Here is a 17,829-nt window from a genome sequence, read left to right as displayed (position 1 = left end):
GTGAGGGTGCCGTTCACAGGTGCGCTGCGAGGGTCATCGGCGGAGCTTCACCTCACCGACATGGACTTCACCTCGTCCCGGCACGAGGTGAAGTCCACGTTGATCACGTGCACGTGATCAAACGGTGCGGGCGGCGAGCCTAATGACGATTCAGTGCCAGGCGTCGCCATAGCCACGCCTGCCACTGACAACCCCGGCGGATCGATTCGGTCCAGCGCCCAGTGATTGCAGGGCGGGGGCGAGGTGCCGCTTCAGGCGTCGTCGTCGCTCCAGTCGCCGGTTGGCTCGCCGGGGCGGTGGGTGCCGAACGTCCACTCGTAGCCCTCGGGATCGACGACCCGGCACCGGTAGTTGCCCCACTCGGTGCTCTCAGGCTGCCAGACCGACACGGCTCCGGCGGCGACCGCGCGGGCGTGGATCTGGTCGACGTCGGTCTGCTCGGCAAGACAGAGATATGCACCGAACCCGATCGTGAAGCCTCTACGCGGCGGGCGTTCGCAGCCGTCGTCGTCGCTGAACACGATGATCGAGGCGTCGCCGACACGCAGCTCGGCGTGCGCGACTCCGCCCTTGTCATCGGGGGCGGACATGGTTATCTCGAACCCGAATGCGGTACCGAGCCACCCGAGGGCGGCAGTGGCGTCGCGGTAGGCGAGATAGAGGAACAGGCTGGCGGGTGGCTTCTGCTGCTGCGGTGTCGTCGTCATGGCATCAGTCTCTCGACCCAAGTGGTCACCTTCTGTCCGCAATTCGTCGAGAGGGCGTCGGGGTTTCCGCACCGGCCGGGAGCTGGTTGGTGCCGGCTGTCGCGGCGGGACCGTAGGCTGGGCCGCATGTGCAGAAACATCACCACCCTCCGCGGCCTCGAGCCGGTGGCGACGGCTGAGGAGATCGAGGCCGCCGCACGACAGTACGTGCGCAAGGTCAGCGGCGTGCAGAGCGTCTCCGACGCGACCCGTGAGCCGTTCGAGGCCGCGGTCGCCGAGATCACCGTGATCACCACCCGGCTGCTCGGCGAGCTGCCGGCCCGTCGCCAGCCGCCGCCCACGGTGCCGCCGCTGCGCCGCCCCGAGGTCCGTGCGCGCATGGCCGCCCGCGGCGCCTGAGCGCTCGCGACGCGGTCAGGTGCCGTCGACGGTTCGTCGGAGGGGGTGCTGGTCTCCCAGAGCACGTCGAACAGGTTGCCCTGCAAGGCGACGAACTCGGGGCTGTCGATGATCAGGCCGAAGCTCTCCTGCCGCGACGACATCAGCGCCACCGAGTCGCCGCCGATGACGGTGGTCATGGCGAACACGCGGCCGCGCGGGGCGTAGCGCGCGACGCGGAACCTGGTCGGGTCGGTGGGCCAGCCGACGTCCGACTCCTTCTCGCGTGACCTGATCACATGCAGCCACAGGCCGCGCTGGCGGCGGCCCTCGAAGTACTCGTTCATCGCGTCGACACCCGGCACGGCGAGCAGGTCGCTCATCACCGTGTTCCTCACCGAGCTGTTCCCCACCGAGATCCGCGCCTCCGGCTACGGCATCGCCTACAGCCTGCCGAGCATCCTGCCCGCGTTCTACTCCTGGTACATGCTCGGCCTCGCCACGTTCATGCCGTACGAGTTCACTCCCGTCGTCCTCCTCGCGGTGGGCGGCCTGTTCCTCGTCGTCGGGGCGCTCCTCAGCGCGGACCGCAGGCACGTCGAGCTCAGCGACGTCACCTGACCACGGTGTACACGGGTGTAAGAAATGGGGTCCCGCACGTGACAGGTGCGCCAATTGGCAGGCACACCTTCGCACGGCTTGACTCTCCTCACCGGGCCCCGCGAACGCGGCGGTCACGGACCGGAGAGGTCGGCGGTGCCCGTGCACGACTACGCAGCCCTCAGCTACTGGCTGGAGGACGTCGGCGCCCTCGACCCCCGGCCGTCCCTGGACGGGTCGACGAGCTGCGACGTCGCCGTCGTCGGTGCCGGCTTCTCCGGCCTGTGGACCGCGTACTACCTGCTGCGCAACGACCCCAGCCTGAACGTCGTGGTGCTCGAACGGGAGATCGCCGGCTTCGGTGGCTCCGGCCGCAACGCCGGGTGGTGCAACGCCACGATGCTGGGCGTGACCCCGCGGGCGCTGACGAAGAAGTACGGCGCGGCGGGTGCGCGGGAGATGCTCGAGATGCTGCGCAGCCGGATCGGCGCGGTGCAGGAGGCGTGCAGTAGCGAGGGCATCGACGCCCACTTCCGGCACAGCGGCGTCTTGAGGATCGCCCGCGGCCGACACGAGCTCCCGGCGCTGGCGACGAAGTGGGACGAGCTCGAGGCCCTCGGCCTCGCCGACGGCATCGTCCGGCTCGACCGGGACGAGACGCGTGCACGTATCGACGTGCAAGGAGCGGAAGCGGGCCTCTTCGACCCCAACGTCGCCTGGGTGCATCCGGGGCGGCTGGTACGCGGGCTGGCCGAGGCGGTGGAACGGCACGGCGGTACGGTCTACGAGCGGACACCGGTGACCGCGGTCGAGCCCGGCCCCCGCCCCCGGGTGACCACGTCAACGGGAGTCGTCGAGGCGCGCAACGTCGTACTGGCGAGCGAGGCATACACCACCCAGCTGCCCGGCTCCCACCGGCGGCTGATCCCGCTGTACTCACTCGTCGTGCTCACCGAGCCCCTGTCGCCGGCGCAGTGGGCGGAGATCGGCTGGGACGGCGGCGAGGGTCTCTCCTCGTGCTGCCTCACGGTCGACTACCTGTCCCGCACCCACGACGGCCGGATCCTGTTCGGGGGACGCGGGGCGCCGTATCACTACGGCTCGCGCATCGACGGGACGTTCGACCGGCACCGCGCGACGCATGACCGGTTGCGCGGGCACCTGGTGAGCTGGTTCCCGAGCCTCGCCGACGTGCGGATCACCCACGAGTGGGGCGGCCCGCTCGGGGTGCCACGCGACTGGATGCCGAACGTCTTCCACGACCGGACGGCCGGTGTCGCCGGCGCGTTCGGCTACACCGGGCAGGGCGTGGCGATGAGCAACCTCGCGGGCCAGGCGTTGGCGGACCGGTTGACCGAGAAGGACACCAGGGTCAGCCGGCTGCCGCTGATCGACCACAGGTCGCGCAACTGGGAGCCCGAGCCGTTGCGGTGGACCGCGGTACGTGCCCTGCAGGCGTCGCTGTTCCGCACCGACGCGCGCGGCGAACGTACCGGCCGCCCACCGAGCGGTTGGAGCATCGCCGAGCGACTGACCAGTCACTGACACCAGCGAGGTTCGAGGAGGTACGGCGTGGGCGGGAACATCGCGATCGTCAACGGACGGGTCCTGACCCGGGACCCGTCGACGCCGCGGGCCGAGGCCGTGCTGATCAGGGACGGTCGGGTCTCGTTGGTCGGCACCACGAAGGACGTCATCGCCGTCTCCGGCGGCGCCGACGAGCTCGACGCCGGCGGGCGGACGGTCGTGCCCGGCTTCATCGACGGGCACAGTCACGTCGAGGGGACGTGCGTCGCCCTCGGCTACCAGCTCCCGGTGCACAGCCCGCCGTACTCCAGCCTCGCCGCCATCGGCGACCGGATCCGTGAGGAGCGGCAGAACGGGCGCCGCGGCTGGCTGGTCTGTCGAAGCTCGTTCCGGCTACAGGAGAAGGTCGCCGAGGGGCGACTCTTCACCCGCGCCGAGCTCGACGCCGTCAGCCCGGACGAACCCGTCGGCGTGCTCGCAGGCCTGCACGTCGCCCAGCTCAACACGGCCGCGATGAAGGACCTCGGGGTCATCGGTGGCGAGGTGCCGCACGGTTCCGTCGTCCACACCGACGAGGCGGGCGAGCCGACCGGTGTGGTGACCGAGATCTCCCACCTCATGCCACTCGGCACGATCGAGGAGACCAAGGACGCGATCAGGGCCAAGTTCGCCGAGCTGTTCACCGCTAACGGCGTCACGACGGTCCACACCATGCCCAAGACGGTGGACCAGCACGACGCGCTGACGACGCTCGTCCGTGACCGCGAGATCCCCGTGCGTGCGAGGCTCTACCACTTTCCGTGGGTGACGTCGGTCGACCAGATGATCGAGCGTGGCTGGGCGCGCGGTGACGGCGACGACTTCCTCCGGTTCGGCGGAGTCAAGGTGTTCATCGAGGGCGGGCACGGAGCCGGTGGCACACTCCACTGGACCGAGGACGAGCTCACCGACTTCCTCGGACGGTGCCACGCCGCCGACTACCAGGTGTTCATGCACGCGGTGAGCGAGCACGGCATCCGCATGACCGCGAAGTGCATCGGCACGGTCGAGCAGCGGGACCCGAAGGGACTGCGTCACCGCGTCGAGCACGGCGGGGACTGGATCGACCCCGCCGACATCCCGTGGGCACAGAGCACCGGGGCACTGCTGGTGACGACGCCGCAGTTCATGTACAGCCGGGGTGACCTGGAACGCAACGGTGCTCCGTTGCGAAGCCTGATCGACGCCGGCTTCCACCCGATCGGGGGATCGGACTCCACCGGGACGGTGCCCGACGGCATCGCGCCGCTGTTCAACATCGCCCTCGCCGTCGCGCGACGGCGTCCCGACGGCTCGGCGAACAACCTTCCCGAGGCGATCACCCTCGACGAGGGTCTGCGGCTCTTCACGGGATGGGCGGCAGCCGGTGCGTTCGAGGAGAACGAGAAGGGAGCGTTGCGCCCCGGTCTCCTCGGGGACGCGGCACTCCTCAGCCACGACATCGAGAGCGTCCGACCGGAGGAGCTGTTCGGCGTCTCCGTGACGCACACCGTGCTCGACGGCGACGTCGTCTTCGAGCGCTAGCAACCACGCCGTTCCCCTTGTCCCGTTCCACCGAAGGGATTCCGCCATGCGAATCCGTCTCCTCACCGCGCTGTTGGCCGCAGGTCTGGCCGCGTCCGTGCTCGCCGGCTGCTCGGGGGGCGGGGGGCAGTCCGACGGCGCGGACAGCGGCAAGATCGTCGTCGTCCAGGGCGTCGACACCGAGTCGGGCGACCCGGCGAACCAGTCGGCGACGCCGTCACTGAACATCGGCTACCTGCAGTTCGACCCGCTGGTCCTGCGCGACGCGAGCCTCAAGATCAAGCCGGGTGTGGCGACCAAGTGGAAGGTCGTGAACGACCGGACCTGGCGGTTCACGCTGCGCGAGGGTGTCAAGTTCCACGACGGCACCGCGCTCACCGCCGACGACGTCGTCTACACCTTCACCCGGCTGCTCGACCCGAAGAAGAACTTCAAGAACCGCTCCAACGTGGACGTCATCGAGAAGGCCGTGAAGGTCGACGACCACACCGTCGACATCGTCACGAAGGCGCCGTACGGCCCGCTGCTCGCCCGGCTGCTCGAGGCACCCATCGTGCCGAAGGCGTACATCGAGAAGGTCGGCGACGAGGAGTTCGCCAGGAAGCCGATCGGCTCGGGACCGTACAAGTTCGTCCGGTGGGACCGCGACAGCGAGTACGTGATGGACGCGTTCGACGGCTACTGGGGCGAGAAGCCGAAGAACAAGCAGGTCGTCTTCAAGACGATCGCCGAGGCGTCCGTCAGGGTGGCGGCGCTCAAGACCGGCGCGGCGGACATCATCGTCAACGTCCCGCCCGAGCTCGTCGCGCAGGTCGACGGCCAGCCGGAGACCAAGCTCGCGCCGATCCACGGGGTGCGGACCATCTTCGTCGGCATGAACACGTTCGTGAAGCCGCTGAACGACCCGAAGGTGCGGCAGGCGCTCAACTACGCGATCGACCGGAAGGCGCTGATCAAGGGGATCCTCGGGGGACGGGCGCGCCTCACCGGAGTGGCCTTCGGCCCGCAGATCCACGGCTGGGACGACGGCATCAGGGACTCCGCGTACGAGTACGACCCCGCGAAGGCGAAGCAGCTGCTGGCGGACGCGGGCTACCCGAACGGGCTCACCCTGCCGTTCGAGGCTCCGCGCGGCCGCTACATGAAGGACGCCGAGCTCGCCGAGGCGATCGCCGGTCAGCTGGCGAAGGCCGGCGTCAAGACCAAGCTACGGATCTCCGACTGGGGCACGTTCTGGCCGAAGACCGTCGCGAAGAAGCAGCAGGGCCTGTTCCTCATGGGGCTCGGCAACACGCTGCTCGACGCCGACTACTACTACAAGCTCTACTTCTCGTCCGAGGGACGCGGCTACTTCCACAACAAGACGATGGACAAGGTCATCGCGGCGCAACAGACCAACCTCGACGAGGCGAGCCGGCTGGAGCAGCTCAAGCGGCTGCACGAGCAGGTCGTCGAGACGGCGCCGTGGGTCTTCCTGTGGGACCAGGACGACCTGTATGCGCAACGATCGGACCTGTGCGGGTGGAAGCCGCGGCCCGAGGAACGGATCGACGTCGTCACCGCCCACCGCTGCCCGAAGTGAGCCGGCGATGACCCTCCCGGCGGAGACCGTCGACGTCAGGGCGCAGCGCGCCCACGAACGGGCGATCGTGGTCGACGGCCTCGGCGGCTCGGCCTGGGAGTACGAGCCGATCATCGCCGGCGGAGTGACGGCCGTGAACGTGACGCTCGCGTCGTCGACACCCGGCACGCCGGTGCCCGTCCTCAAGGAGGCGTTGCGCTACCACTGGCTGGCGGGGACGGTGCCCGACCGGCTGCTCGTGGTCGGCCAGGTGTCGGACATCCTGCTCGCGAAGGAGACGGGCAGGCTCGGCATCATCCTCGGCGTCCAGGGCTGCGACTTCCTCGAGAACGAGGTCGACCTCGTCGAGGTCTTCCAGCGCATGGGCCTGCGGATCGCGCAGCTGACGTACAGCGAACGCAACCGCCTGGGCTCCGGATGCCTCGAGCCCGAGGACCACGGCCTGACGGCGTTCGGCCGCCAGGTCGTGCGCGAGTGCGACCGCGTCGGCGTCGTCGTCGACCTGAGCCACGCCGGCGAACGCACGGCCCTGGACGCGGTCGCGGCGAGCGAGCGGCCGGTGATCATCTCGCACGCGAACGTCCGCGCCCTGAACGACAACCCGCGATGCGTACGGGATGACCTGATCCGCGCGGTAGCCGGCTCGGGCGGGGTGATGGGCGTCTCGGCGTACGCCACGTTCGCCGAGACCAGGTACGGGAGCTGGCCGACCCTCGACGACCTGGTGCGACACGTCGCGTACGCGGCGGAGCTCGTCGGTGTGGAGCACGTCGGCGTGGGCACGGACATGTTCGAGGGCCGGACCAACACCAGCTTCGTCTTCGACATCCAGCGCAGGTACGGCGAGACGCTGCGCCCTTACAGCAGGCTCGGCACGCGGATGGTGCAGGGCCTGCCGTCGATGCGGCACCTGCCGCGCGTCACCGCGGCGCTGCTCGGGCACGGGTTCGACGAGGACGAGGTCGCGATGATCATGGGCGGCAACTTCCTGCGGGTCTTCGAGAAGGTGTGGCAGTGACGGCCGCGGGCACGGAGCGCGATGCGCCATGGTGACCTTCTTCGTCCGCCGCGTCATCCACGGTGCGCTCGTCGTGTTCGCCGTGTCGGTCGTCGTGTTCCTCCTCGCCCGGCTCACGGGGGACCCGGCGGCGATCATGCTGCCGCCGGACGCGACGCAGGAGGACATCGACCTCTACCGGCAGAACGCCGGCCTCAACGACCCGTTGCTCCTGCAGTTCCTGCGATTCATCGGCGGCGCGGTCACCGGTGACTTCGGTCAGTCGCTGATGCAGGGGACCGACGCCATGTCGCTCGTGCTCGACCGTCTCGGGCCGAGCGTGCAGCTGGCGGCGGCGTCCCTCGTCGTCTCGCTGGCCGTGGGCATCCCCGTGGGCGTCCTCACCGCGGTCCGCCGCGGCTCGTGGGTCGACCAGGTGGGCAGGGCGTTCGCGCTCGTCGCCCAGTGTGTGCCGAACTTCTTCCTCGGCCTGATGCTGATCCTGTTCGTGGCGGTCAAGCTGCGGCTGCTGCCGGCGACGGGGAGCACGGACCTGCGCGGCCTCGTGCTGCCCGCCGTGACCCTCGGCCTGTACGGCGCGGCCGAGACCGTACGGCTGCTGCGGTCGAGCCTGCTCGAGCAGATGAACAAGGACTACGTGCGTACCGCCCGCGCCAAGGGAGCGTTCGAGCTGAGCGTCCTGTCCAGACACGTGTTCCGCAACGCCGCCATCCCCGTCGTCACGGTCTGGGGCCTGCAGTTCAGCTCGCTGATGGGACGTGCCGTGGTCACCGAGACCGTCTTCGCGTACCCGGGCATGGGCATGCTGGCGTACCAGGCGATCTCCAACAGAGACTTCGTCGTCATCCAGGCGTTCGTGATCGTGACGGCGACGATCGTCGTCGCGGCGAACCTCCTCGTCGACACCCTGTACTTCGGCCTCGACCCGCGGATCAGGCCGCAGACCCTGCGAGCCGCCACGTGACCCGCACGGCGGCGGGACCCGGGCGCCTCGGCGGCGGGCCGCAAGGGCGGCGTCTCACCTTCCTCCCGCGCGGGGTGCTGCTGCGGCACAACGTCGGAGGCGTCATCGGCGGTGCCGTGCTCGCGATCGTCGTCCTGTGCGCGGTGTTCGCGCCGTTGATCGCGCCGCACGACCCGCTGGCGCAGTCGCTGGCCGACGTCGGGCGCCCGCCGGCGTGGATGAGCGGCGGCGACTGGAACCACGTCCTCGGCACGGACCAGCTCGGTCGTGACCTGCTCAGCCGGGTCATCTACGGGGCACGGATCTCGATGATCGTCGGTCTCGGGACCGTCGTGCTCCAGACCGTCCTCGGTGTGCTGGCGGGACTGTACGCGGGCTACTTCGGCGGCTGGCTCGACAGCCTGCTGATGCGGTTCGCGGACGTGTGGCTGTCGATCCCGTTCCTCGTGCTCGCCCTCGCGGTGATGGCGGTGCTCGGCGCGGGCCTGACGAACACCGTGCTCGTGCTCGGGCTCACCGGCTGGGTGACGTACGCGCGGGTGGTGCGCGGCGAGGTGCTCTCGGTGCGGGAACGGGAGTACGTGCTCGCCGCCGAGTCGCTGGGGGAGCGGCCGGTCCGTTCGATGGTCACCCACGTGCTGCCGAATGTGACCGGCTCGATCATCGTGGTCGCCACTCTGCAGGTCTCGCACATGATCATCATCGAGGCGTCGCTGAGCTTCCTCGGCCTGGGCGTGCAGCCGCCGCAGCCGTCCTGGGGAAGCATGATCGCGCAGGGCCGCGACTACCTCTACAACCAGTGGTGGCTGTCGACGATGCCGGGGCTCGCGCTGCTCGTGACCACCCTCGGCATCAACCTGCTCGGCGACTCGCTGCGTGACGTGCTCGACCCCAGCCTGCGGGGGAGGAGCTGACGTGGACACAGCAGAGTCGACACCGGTGCTCTCGATACGCGACCTGTCCGTCGAGTTCCACACGCCCGAAGGGGTGGTGCGCGCCGTCGACCACGTGAGCTACGACGTCGCGCCGGGCGAGATCGTCGGGGTGGTCGGCGAGTCGGGATCGGGCAAGAGCGTCACCGCGATGTCCGTCCTCGGCCTCGTGCCGCAGCCGCCCGCGCGGATCGTCGGCGGCGAGATCCTCCTCGACGGCGTCGACCTGCTCCGCATGCCCCGTCGCGACCTGCGCCGGTTGCGCGGCAGGGACGTCGCGATGGTCTTCCAGGACCCGATGACCGCGCTGAACCCCGTGCTCACGGTGGGTCGGCAGCTCACCGAGGCGATCCTCATCCACCACCGTGGCCTGTCCCGCGAGACGGCGCGCAAGCGCGCCGCCGAGCTTCTCGACAGCGTCGGCGTACCCGACGCGAGGGCGCGGCTCGGGCAGTTCCCGCACCAGTTCTCCGGCGGCATGCGCCAGCGCGTCGTGATCGCGATGGCGCTCGCCAACCGGCCGAGGCTGCTCATCGCCGACGAGCCGACGACCGCGCTCGACGTCACCGTCCAGGCGCAGGTGCTCGAGCTCCTGCGCAGGGCGCGCGAGGAGTTCCAGGCGGCGACGGTGCTCATCACGCACAACCTGGGTGTCGTCGCCGAGCTTGCCGACCGCGTCGTCGTGATGTACGGCGGGCGCGCCGTCGAGATCGCCGACGTTCGTTCCGCGTTCCACGAGCCCCGGCACCCGTACACGGCGCAGCTGCTGGAGAGCCTGCCGCGCCTGTCGGACGACGTGCTCGAGCTGCGGCCGATCGCCGGCAACCCGCCGAACCTGGCCGCTCCGCCATCCGGGTGCAGGTTCCACCCGCGGTGCCGGCTCACGGCGGGACGGACGGAGTGCCGCGATGCGGCGCCCGCGCTCGTGCACCAGCCGAACGGCAACGCGGCGGCCTGTCACTTCGCGGACGAGCTCACCGTGGAGCGACCATGACGGCGGGTACGGAGACCGCGCCGCTGCTCCACGTCGACGGCCTGGTCAAGCACTTCCCCACGGGACACGGTCTCCTGGGCGGGCGCGGGACAATCCACGCCGTCGACGACGCGAGCTTCACCATCGACGCCGGCGAGACGCTCGCGCTCGTGGGCGAGTCGGGCTGCGGCAAGTCGACGCTCGCGCAGCTGACGGTGCGGCTGCAGCGGCCGACGCGCGGGCGCATCACCTTCGACGGTCGGGACATCACGCAGCTGGGGCGGGCGGGCCTGCACGGGGTCCGCAGCCGGATGCAGATGGTCTTCCAGGACCCGTTCGCGTCCCTCGACCCGCGGATGACGGTGCGCCGGATCGTCTCCGAGCCGTTGCGCGTGCACGGCAGGTACGGGCGGCTCACCGGTCCCGCGCGGGTGGCGGAGCTGCTCGACATGGTCGGGCTCGGGCCCGAGCACGCGGACCGCTTCCCGCACGAGTTCTCCGGCGGTCAACGACAGCGGATCGGCATCGCCCGCGCGCTCGCGCTCAACCCCGACCTGCTGGTGCTCGACGAACCGGTGTCCGCGCTCGACGTCTCGATCCAGGCGCAGATCGTGACGCTGCTCAACCGGCTGCAGGACGAGCTCGGCCTCGCGTACCTGTTCATCTCGCACGACCTCGCGGTCGTGCGATACGTCGCGCGCCGGGTCGCGGTGATGTACCTCGGGCGGATCGTCGAGACCGGCGACGTGGGGGACGTGTATGCGCATCCGCGGCATCCGTACACGAGGGCGTTGCTGTCCGCGGTGCCCGTCGAGGACCCACTCGACCGCGGCAGCCGCGACCGCGTGGTCCTCGTCGGCGATCCGCCGACGCCGACCGACCCGCCGTCCGGCTGCCCGTTCCGTACCCGGTGCTGGAAGGCGCAGGACCTGTGCGCGCAGGAGCGTCCCGAGCTGACGCCGGCGGACGGCGGGCACCGGGCGGCCTGCCACTTTCCCGAGCAGGCAGACAGCGAGGAAGCGGGTGCGTAGACCGATGAGCGGTGACGAGGGATTCTCGATCGTGCACGGCACGGTCGTCGACGGGACGGGACGCGAGCCGTTGCCCGACGCGCGGGTCGACGTCGTCGACGGGCGGATCGCCTGGGTCGGGCGGGCGGCGGACCGACCCGATGACGACCCGAGCGGGCCGCGTCGGTGTATCGACGCCACCGGCAGGACCGTCATCCCCGGGCTCGCCGACTGCCACGTCCACCTCTGCCACACGCTGGCCAAGGCCTCGGAGTGGGGGCCGCCGGCAGGTCGCTGGCTGAGCGAGTCCGAGCAGGTCGTCAACGGTGTCGTCCAGGCGCAGCGCGCGTTGCGCGCGGGCCTCACGACGGTCCGCGACCTGGGCTGCGCGACCACCGGGGTGTTCGCGATCGCCCGGCTGACCGAGACCGGGACGGTCGCCGGGCCGCGGGTCCTGCCCGCGGGCAGGATCATCTGCATGACCGGTGGCCACGGCCACCGCACCGGGCGTGAGTGCGACGGGCCGGTGGAGGCGAAGAAGGCGGCGCGCGAGCAGATCAAGGCGGGCGCGCGGTGGCTCAAGGTCGCGGCGACGGGCGGAGCACGGTCACCCAACGAGAAGCTCACGTCGATCCAGCTCGACGAGGAGGAGATGCACGCGGTCGTCACCGAGGCCGAGGGCGCGGAGATGTCGGTCGCCGCCCACGCGCACGCCTCCGCCGGCATCAGTGCCGCCGTACGCGCGGGCGTCCGCACCATCGAGCACGGGGTGTTCCTCACCGACGAGGTGATCGAGCAGCTGGTCGCCGCCGGCGTCGCGCTCGTCCCCACGCTGTCGGTGTACCGCCGGCTCGTGGAGCGAGGTCTCGCCGAGGGTGCGGAGCCGTACGCGTGCGCGAAGTCGGAGGAGGCCCTCGAGCCGCACCTCGACAGCGTCCGCCGAGCGGTGCGCGGTGGCGTGCGGGTCGTGTTCGGCACCGACGCGGGCGGCCCGTACCACCAGATCGGCGCGGACAACGTGCTGGAGCTGGAGATGATGCGCGAGGCGGGGATGAGCCCGATGCAGGTGCTCAGGGCCGCGACGGGGGAGGCGGCAGACGTGCTGGGCGTCGGGGACGAGACCGGCACCGTCGAGGTGGGCAAGGCCGCGGACCTCGTCGCCCTCGACGGGGATCCGCTGGTCGACGTGAGCGCGTACGGCGCTGTCGCGTTCGTGGTGAAGGGTGGTCGTCTGCACCACGTCGCGGAGCCGATGCCGTAGCCTGCGTAGGTCGGGGGAACGAGCGGTGGAGTCCTTCATCGCGGACGACGGTGCAGAGGCATCCATGTTCCCGACGGTCGCTGAGGTGCTCGAGCTCGAGCCGGTGCGACGCGGGGTGCCCGAGGTCGTCGCCGGCAGTGCCGGTCTGGCGACACCCGTGCGGTGGGCGCACGTCAGCGAGCTCCCGGACATCGGCAACCTCCTGCACGGCGGTGAGCTCGTGCTCACCACCGGCATCGCGCTGCCGAAGACGACGGAAGGCCTGGTCAGGTACGTCGACGACCTCGCCGACATCGGTGCGGCGGGACTGGTCGTCGAGCTGGGCCGCCGGTTCAAGAGGCAGTTGCCGCGCTCGCTGGTCGGCGCGGCCGAGCGCCGGCATACCGCCCTCGTCCAGCTCCATCGCCGGACCCAGTTCGTGACCGTGACGGAGGCCCTGCACACGCTCATCATCAACGCCCAGCTGCGCGAGCTGCGGGCGTCCGCCGAGGTGCACGAGATCTTCACCGAGCTGTCCGTCGAGGGCGCCGAGCCCGACGAGATCGTCCGGCAGCTCGCCCGCCTCGCCGGCCGTCCCGTCGTGCTCGAGAACCTCGCGCACCAGGTGCTGTCGCACGACTCGGCGGGCGAGGAGATCACGGCGTCGCTGCTGAACTGGGAGGGACGTTCGCGCACGGTGCGCCTCGAGCACAGGACCGAGTTCATCGCCGACCTCGGGTGGCTCGTGTCGGTGGTCGGTGCCCGCGGGCAGGACTGGGGGCGCGTGGTGATGCTGTGTCACGAGCCGCCGGGTCCGCGGCACAGGAACCTGCTGGAGCGGGCGGCGAGTGCCCTCGCCATCAACCACCTCGTCGTCCGCGACCGGGAGAGCCTCGAACGCCAGACGCACAGGACGCTGCTGACCAGCGTGCTCACCCACACGCTGCCGATGACCGAGCTGGCGGTACGAGCCCGCGCCGTCGGGGTCCCCCTGGAGCGTCGCATCCTCGTCGGGGTGATCCTGCGCCTGGGCACGTCGACCATGCTCGAACCGAGATCGCAGGACCAGCTGCGCGACCTGGCCCACGTGACCCAGCGGACATTGCGGACGCGCGGCGTCAAGGCCCTCGTCAGCACCGTCGACGAGCGAACGGTGGCCGCGCTCATCGCGTTGGAGCCGACCGAGCCCGAGGAACCCGTGCTCACCCTCCTCGCCGACACGTTGAACGGGCTCGACTGGGTCGGTCGGGTGGTCATCGGCGTCGGCTCGACGGTCTCGTCGATCTCCGCCGCACGACGATCCCTCGAGGAGGCACGGCACGCCGCGGACGCCGCGAGCGGCCAGTCCGGACGCGCTCCGTACTACCGGCTGCCAGACGTCGGCCTGCGCGGGTTCCTCTACATGCTGCGCGACGACCCGCGGCTGCAGACCTACGTCGAGCAGGCGCTCGGCTCCCTGCTCGCCCACGATGCCCGCCACGGCACGGAGCTCGTCTCGACTTTGGCCCACTTCCTCCGCGCCGGCTGCAACAAGTCCGCCGCGGCGCAGGCGGCGCACCTGTCGCGCCCGTCGTTCTACGAACGACTCGGCCGCATCAGGCGCATCCTCGGCGTCGACCCCGCCGCGGTCGGCACCCGGCTCTCACTGCACGTCGCACTCGTCGCCCTGGACATCCTCAGGAGCACTGAGAGCACACCTGACCGGTGCTGCAGCTTGCCCAGTCCACGTCGGTGAGGTGAGGCTCCGCCGACGACCCTCGCAGCGCACCCGTGAACGGCACCCTCACCGTGCCCCGACACGGTGAGGGTGCCCCTCACGGGTTCCAGCCCACAAATACATCCACAAACGATATGCGGGTTCTTGAGACCCGATGATCGACTTACACAACGAAAAGAGGGGTGAGGCGCGGACTCAGAGGCAGCCGACGCGAAACTACTCCGCCCAGACGAGTTCTGCGGGCCACAGCTCACTGTGGGGACAGTCACCGTCACGTGACGCGAGACTCCACGCGTACCAGTCGCGCTCCGGGGCGACTCCGACGACGCGGGTGCCGGCGCCGTCGGTGACGACCTCGCTCGTCGCGCGGTAGTCCCGCAGGTAGCGGGAACGGCCGGTGACGTCGTCGACGAGGATCAGGACGACCCGGGCGCCGAGCACCGTCGCCTCGAAGGGTACGGGACGGGGAGTGCGTGCCGGCGGTGCGACAGCGACCTGTCGCGGGTCGATGTATCCACGAAGTGTGGTCATCAAGGCTCCTCACGCGGTCGATCGCCGCGATGTCGAGCGGCCCGATCCACGTGATGGCTCGCGGCTGACCATCCCGGGGGAGCGGGAGGAGGTTCGTACGTCGACCACCTCTGTGCCAGACGCTAAACCTATCTGCATTGCCAATCAAGCCCTCAGACAGCAGAGGTCAGTTAATCGAAGATCAGCTGACGGGCAGGGAAACGCGGCACGAGTTTCGGTGTTGCCGGCAGCGGTCGCGTAAAGTCGGCGAGCAGTTCCGGCGTGTCACCAAGCTCGTGGCCGAGTACGTCTAGGCGGGTGCCCGTAGTTGCGCGGCGAGCGGGCAGCCGAAGGGGTCGCGGCCGGCGAGGCCGACGTTGTTGAGGTACCGCACCACGGTCCTGAACGCTGCGAGGAGGTTCTTCTCGGTGTACGCGATGCCGTTCTCCGCGCAGACCCGCCGCACCAGGGGCTGGATGTGCTTCAGGTTGGGGCGAGGCATGTTCGGGAAGAGATGGTGCTCGATCTGGTAGTTCAGTCCGCCGAGCGTGAAGTGGATGAACCGGCCGCCGGTGACGTTGCGGGACATCAGCACCTGGCGGCGGAGGAAGTCGATCGTCAGGTTCGGCGGCACGGTGGGCATGCCGATGTGGTTCGGGGCGAACGCGCTGCCCAGGTACAACCCGTAGAGGCCGAGCTGGATGCCGAGGAACGCCGCGGCCTTGCCTGGTGACATGACCAGCAGCAGCGCCGCGATGTAGCCGCCGAACCGGACCGTGAGGAAGGCGAGCTCCCAGCCGCGGCGCTTCATTGGTGCGCGGCTGAACAGTCGCTGGACGCTGCGGACGTGCAGGTTCAGACCCTCGAGCAGCAGGAGCGGGAAGAAGAACCAGCCCTGCCGGTCCGCCAGGAATGCCGACAGTCCGTGGCGTTCCGCGCGGGCGTACGGAGTGAACGCGAGGGCGCCGGGGGCGATATCGGGGTCCTCGCCGTGCTTGTTGGGATTGGCGTGATGCCGGCTGTGCTTGTGCTGCCACCAGCCCGTACTCAAGCCGCCGAGCAGGGTGCCCTGGATGAGCCCGGCCCACTCGTTGCCGCGCCAGGAGGCGAAGATCTGCCGATGCGCGGCGTCGTGACCGATGAACGCGAGCTGCGCGAACACGATCGCGAGAACGCCCGCGAGGAGGAGCTGGAACCAGGAGTCACCGAGCAGGACGACGCCGACTCCCACACCGGCGAGGGCAAGAACGGTCAGTGACATCTTGGTCCAGTAGTAACCGTAGCGACGCTTCAGCAGGCCGGAGGCCTTCACCTTCTTCGACAGCGCCTTGTACAGGTGGGTGTAACGCTCCTGCGCACCGCTCTCGTCGTCCGTGACGTCATCTCGGCGTGCTGCGGGCTGGGGGAGTGTGCGGGTGGTCATGATCCACCGTCCTTGGCTTCTCGTCCGACAACGACGGGTACCAGGGTCTGGGGCACCACTGCCTGTTGTTACGTCCTACGTTCTGTGCCGATCATACGGTGAGCTACCCCGACCGGTAGGTGCTCAAACGGACCGTCGCACCGGGCCTGCCCGTAATGGGCAGATCCGGTGCGACGGTCGTGACGTCTCTGGAGGTCAGAGCGTCCGGACGCGCTCAGCCTGCTGGCCGCGCTGTCCCTGGGTGATGTCGAACTCGACGCGCTGGTTCTCGTCGAGGCTGCGGAACCCGCTGGCCTCGATCGCGGAGAAGTGGACGAAGACGTCCTCGCCCCCACCGTCGACGTTGATGAATCCGAAGCCCTTGTCGGGGTTGAACCACTTCACGGTTCCCTGAGCCATGTACCTGTCTCCTTGCCATCTGGGGTATCGACGCGCCGACGTGGCGGTCGAGGCCGCACATTCGAGCAGCGGCACCGCACCAGTGACTGGCGAGGAACGAACCACCCGCGAGGATCCGCGGGCGTGATGATCACATCACGAACACAGAAATTCTTACGACCGCCACGTACAACCAGGCTCGTCCGGCGGGTATTCCGTCCGTTGCACCCCGTGGCGCCCGGTCGGGGAGGTCAGCGGAGCCAGTGCGCCGGTCGAGTGTGTGCGGCGGGCAGTGTCGTGGTGGTGTCGCCCGTCGCGGCGTCGAGCTGGGACTGCAGGAGGAAGAGCGCGCCGGTGAGGTCGGCACCGGCGAGCCTGGCGCCCCTGAGGTCGGCGCCCAGGAGGTCGGCACGGCGCAGGTCGGCGCCCTCGAGACCGGCACCGATGAGGTACGCCCCGCGCAGGTCCGCACCGTGCAGGTCGGCGCGGCGGAGATCCTTCCCGACCAGGTCGGCTCCCGCGTGGTCGGCGCGGCGCCGACCGACGCCGTCCCGGGTGAGAGCGCTCGCGCGCCGCAGCAGCACCGCGATGTCGCGCCGGCGCGCGGCGACGTCGAGCGCGGCCAGGGTGTCGGGGTCCTCCAGGGTGAGGCGTGCGACGTCGCCGAGCGCGGCACGGAGCTCGACGTGCACCGACCGGGCGGGTGAGAGCGTCAGCGCCTCCGACAGGTACCAGAGCAGCTCATGCAGCTGGCGCATGACGCCGAAGACCTCGAACATCCGCGCGCCGATCTCGGGCGACCCGCGCCAGTCACGTCCGCCGAACGTGACCTGCGTGACCTGCTGTCCCGCGCCGAAGCAGTCGTACACGGTGCAGCCGGCGAAGCCTCGCTGCCGCAGCTCGCCGTGGATGCCGCAGCGGAAGTCCTCGCGCAGGTGGGGGCAGGGCTGACCGGCCTCCTTGTCGATGGCGAAGTCCGCCGACCGCGAGAACGCCGACGCGACACAGCACAGCCCCGCGCAGTTCGCGCAGTCCGCGCGCAGCTCAGTCGGCATGGAGGTAGTGCCTGAGTGCGCCGTTCAACGAGCGCGGGTCGGGGTGGGCGTACACCCACAGCGCGCGGATCATGACCTACTCCTCCTCACGAACGGATACCTGTCACGCACCCTAGTGTCGCCCGCCGGAAATTCGTAGGTTAAGTCGGTATGGTGGTGGCATGCCGAGAACTGGGCGTCCGAAGGCGGAGTTGGTGTTGACCGGTGCCGAGCGGGAGCAACTGATCGGCTGGTCTCGGCGGGCGAAGTCCT

Annotated in this window: 17 protein-coding genes; 12 read left to right on the top strand and 5 right to left on the bottom strand. The window is 70.0% G+C overall.

Annotation, left to right across the window (positions count from 1 at the left end; genetic code table 11):
• Positions 1 to 251: 251 nt before the first annotated feature.
• Positions 252 to 707 carry a glyoxalase gene (locus GEV10_27265; protein MQA82128.1) on the bottom strand — a complete coding sequence of 152 codons (456 nt, stop codon included), beginning with the start codon at positions 705 to 707 and terminating at the stop codon, positions 252 to 254.
• A 126-nt stretch (positions 708 to 833) separates the two neighbouring features.
• Between GEV10_27265 and GEV10_27260 the strand changes: the two genes are divergently transcribed.
• The 12 genes from GEV10_27260 to GEV10_27205 all read left to right on the top strand — a co-directional run bounded on the left by GEV10_27260 (position 834) and on the right by GEV10_27205 (position 14,229).
• Positions 834 to 1,106, top strand: coding sequence for a DUF2277 family protein (locus GEV10_27260; GenBank protein MQA82127.1), 273 nt, complete (start codon positions 834 to 836; stop codon positions 1,104 to 1,106).
• A 234-nt stretch (positions 1,107 to 1,340) separates the two neighbouring features.
• On the top strand, positions 1,341 to 1,706 hold the full coding sequence (locus tag GEV10_27255; protein ID MQA82126.1) for a hypothetical protein: 366 nt from the start codon (positions 1,341 to 1,343) through the stop codon (positions 1,704 to 1,706).
• Positions 1,707 to 1,847: 141 nt separating this feature from the next.
• On the top strand, positions 1,848 to 3,230 hold the full coding sequence (locus GEV10_27250) for an FAD-dependent oxidoreductase (protein ID MQA82125.1): 1,383 nt from the start codon (positions 1,848 to 1,850) through the stop codon (positions 3,228 to 3,230).
• A 27-nt stretch (positions 3,231 to 3,257) separates the two neighbouring features.
• On the top strand, positions 3,258 to 4,775 hold the full coding sequence (locus GEV10_27245; protein MQA82124.1) for an amidohydrolase family protein: 1,518 nt from the start codon (positions 3,258 to 3,260) through the stop codon (positions 4,773 to 4,775).
• A 46-nt stretch (positions 4,776 to 4,821) separates the two neighbouring features.
• Positions 4,822 to 6,357 (top strand): ABC transporter substrate-binding protein, encoded by a 1,536-nt coding sequence (locus tag GEV10_27240; GenBank protein MQA82123.1) that lies wholly within the window; start codon positions 4,822 to 4,824, stop codon positions 6,355 to 6,357.
• Complete coding sequence (locus GEV10_27235; GenBank protein ID MQA82122.1) at positions 6,272 to 7,375, top strand: membrane dipeptidase; 1,104 nt, start codon at positions 6,272 to 6,274, stop codon at positions 7,373 to 7,375. Before GEV10_27240 ends, GEV10_27235 begins: the two co-directional genes overlap by 86 nt.
• A gap of 28 nt (positions 7,376 to 7,403) precedes the next feature.
• Positions 7,404 to 8,339 (top strand): ABC transporter permease subunit, encoded by a 936-nt coding sequence (locus GEV10_27230; GenBank protein MQA82121.1) that lies wholly within the window; start codon positions 7,404 to 7,406, stop codon positions 8,337 to 8,339.
• A complete protein-coding gene (locus tag GEV10_27225; protein MQA82120.1) occupies positions 8,336 to 9,253 on the top strand; it encodes an ABC transporter permease subunit in 918 nt (305 codons plus the stop codon). Before GEV10_27230 ends, GEV10_27225 begins: the two co-directional genes overlap by 4 nt.
• 1 nt (position 9,254) lies before the next feature.
• A complete protein-coding gene (locus GEV10_27220) occupies positions 9,255 to 10,265 on the top strand; it encodes an ATP-binding cassette domain-containing protein (protein MQA82119.1) in 1,011 nt (336 codons plus the stop codon).
• The gene (locus GEV10_27215) at positions 10,262 to 11,275 is read left to right on the top strand and encodes an ATP-binding cassette domain-containing protein (GenBank protein MQA82118.1); all 1,014 of its coding nucleotides are present in this window, start codon (positions 10,262 to 10,264) and stop codon (positions 11,273 to 11,275) included. Before GEV10_27220 ends, GEV10_27215 begins: the two co-directional genes overlap by 4 nt.
• Positions 11,276 to 11,279: 4 nt before the next feature.
• Positions 11,280 to 12,515, top strand: a complete 1,236-nt coding sequence (locus GEV10_27210) for an amidohydrolase family protein (GenBank protein MQA82117.1) — start codon at positions 11,280 to 11,282, stop codon at positions 12,513 to 12,515.
• Between the two features lie 64 nt (positions 12,516 to 12,579).
• Positions 12,580 to 14,229, top strand: coding sequence for a PucR family transcriptional regulator (locus GEV10_27205; GenBank protein ID MQA82116.1), 1,650 nt, complete (start codon positions 12,580 to 12,582; stop codon positions 14,227 to 14,229).
• Positions 14,230 to 14,427: 198 nt separating this feature from the next.
• Here the strand turns inward: GEV10_27205 and GEV10_27200 are convergent, their stop codons facing one another.
• The 4 genes from GEV10_27200 to GEV10_27185 form a co-directional block, all read right to left on the bottom strand.
• On the bottom strand, positions 14,428 to 14,742 hold the full coding sequence (locus tag GEV10_27200) for a hypothetical protein (GenBank protein MQA82115.1): 315 nt from the start codon (positions 14,740 to 14,742) through the stop codon (positions 14,428 to 14,430).
• A 289-nt stretch (positions 14,743 to 15,031) separates the two neighbouring features.
• Positions 15,032 to 16,144, bottom strand: a complete 1,113-nt coding sequence (locus GEV10_27195; protein MQA82114.1) for an acyl-CoA desaturase — start codon at positions 16,142 to 16,144, stop codon at positions 15,032 to 15,034.
• 195 nt (positions 16,145 to 16,339) lie between these two features.
• A complete protein-coding gene (locus GEV10_27190; protein MQA82113.1) occupies positions 16,340 to 16,543 on the bottom strand; it encodes a cold-shock protein in 204 nt (67 codons plus the stop codon).
• A 230-nt stretch (positions 16,544 to 16,773) separates the two neighbouring features.
• Positions 16,774 to 17,577, bottom strand: coding sequence for a pentapeptide repeat-containing protein (locus tag GEV10_27185; protein MQA82112.1), 804 nt, complete (start codon positions 17,575 to 17,577; stop codon positions 16,774 to 16,776).
• Positions 17,578 to 17,829 lie beyond the last annotated feature (252 nt).

The organism is Streptosporangiales bacterium, from assembly GCA_009379955.1.
GTDB lineage: Bacteria > Actinomycetota > Actinomycetes > Streptosporangiales > WHST01 > WHST01.
Note: the sequence above shows the minus strand (reverse complement) of the source record. Positions and strands in the feature narration are given on the sequence as shown.